This is a genomic window from Rhizobium sp. FKY42, from assembly GCF_005222835.1.
In the GTDB taxonomy this organism is placed as follows: Bacteria; Pseudomonadota; Alphaproteobacteria; order Rhizobiales; family Rhizobiaceae; genus Neorhizobium.
The window spans coordinates 1-1,334 of sequence record NZ_STGA01000036.1 but is presented as its reverse complement, the minus strand read 5'-3'; the positions used below and the strand labels follow the sequence as shown (position 1 = coordinate 1,334).

At 50.1% G+C, this 1,334-nt stretch carries 3 protein-coding genes; all 3 read left to right on the top strand.

The features are described from left to right. On the top strand, positions 1 to 288 hold a 288-nt coding region (locus tag E8M78_RS23350), incomplete at its 5' end, for a hypothetical protein (RefSeq protein ID WP_205910247.1). Between the two features lie 10 nt (positions 289 to 298). Then, positions 299 to 820 (top strand): hypothetical protein, encoded by a 522-nt coding sequence (locus E8M78_RS15910; RefSeq protein WP_137135996.1) that lies wholly within the window; start codon positions 299 to 301, stop codon positions 818 to 820. 7 nt (positions 821 to 827) lie between these two features. Next, positions 828 to 1,130, top strand: coding sequence for a PAAR domain-containing protein (locus E8M78_RS15905; RefSeq protein ID WP_137135995.1), 303 nt, complete (start codon positions 828 to 830; stop codon positions 1,128 to 1,130). Positions 1,131 to 1,334 lie beyond the last annotated feature (204 nt).

The window sequence follows — 1,334 nt, the reverse complement described above, 5'->3', positions numbered from 1 at the left end:
GATAGCCATCATATGCCGGCAAAATCATTGTCTCCACTGCATCCAAACGTTAGTCCTGCAATCCAAATGGATCAACGCGACCATCGACTGACCAACAGCTATGGGCGGTCACCACAGTCCAATTCAACACTCGCGGGGCAACAGGAAATGATCGCTTCAGGAAACTTTATGGCGGCTCAAGGCATCGACGTTGCAGAAGTCGAAGCGAAATTTCCTGGCAAATATACCAAAGCAATTTATCAGATGGAAGCGTATACTACATGCTTGAAGAAGCACGGCCTAGTCTAGGGGATGCAAAATGAGTGAAACTTGGAAATTAGAGCCGTTGTTAGGAGTAGGTCCGCTTCGTTTTGGAATGTCGCGTGATGAGGTTGCGTCTCTAGCATCTATACTGGGGCCGATTTATGCAGAGTTTTCCCAATCAGACCCCGATAATGGCCCTGTTTTACAGCAGGCTAGAGACCTGGAATCACCTGTGCTTTATTTTCGAAATAATCGCTTGAAGGGTATCCAGCTGGATAGCCATACCAAATTTAACATCACGTTCAACGGCGTATCTGTCTTCAGCAATCCTTCTCGTGATGTGCTAATAGCTTTCGAAAACGCAAACGGAGAGGCTCTTTACGGTTTGGGAGCCGTATTGTTCTCAAAGCTTAGTGTCAGTACGAATGGATTTGTTACCGGTTTGGATCAAGAAAATTCACCTCAATTCTGGGAGCAGTCTTCTGACAAACCTCCTAAAGTCGTGAACGTGGAGATGCAAAACGCATACGATGCTTACTTGAGCAAATATCAGTCAATCACCTTTAAAGCGAAATAGGTGGCCCATGGGATCGTTTGTTTCACTGCAAGGCCACATGCACATCTGCCCGATGGTTGATCCGGGTCCGAAGCCGCATGTGGGCGGTCCGGTGGTCTCGACGCAGCAGAGTTTTGTGACCGTTGAAGGCGTGCCGATTGCAACAGTGGGAGACAGCCTGCTTTGTACCGGCGTTCCCACGACATCGGACAGGATTACCGGTGGCTCTGCCATTGCCAACATTGAGGGCAAAGCAGTAGCGCGACTGGGCGATCCCTGTGCCCATGGCGGCTCGCTCGTTCAGGGCGTGCCGTGGATCACGTTTGAGTAGATAATCCGGCCAGAGCGAAACAAGCCTCGAGACCATTTAGATCGCAGCCGTAAATCGTTGTGATTCCGACCGAATATCGTGGGTTTGAGACGTCCGACAAGGTCGGGACGGGCATTCGCGCGTCTTCTCGGAGGCTGCGTGCCGCCGCAATCGTTGATTGAATTTTTTGAACTTGATTTCGCAATCTCATCCCGCACCTATGGC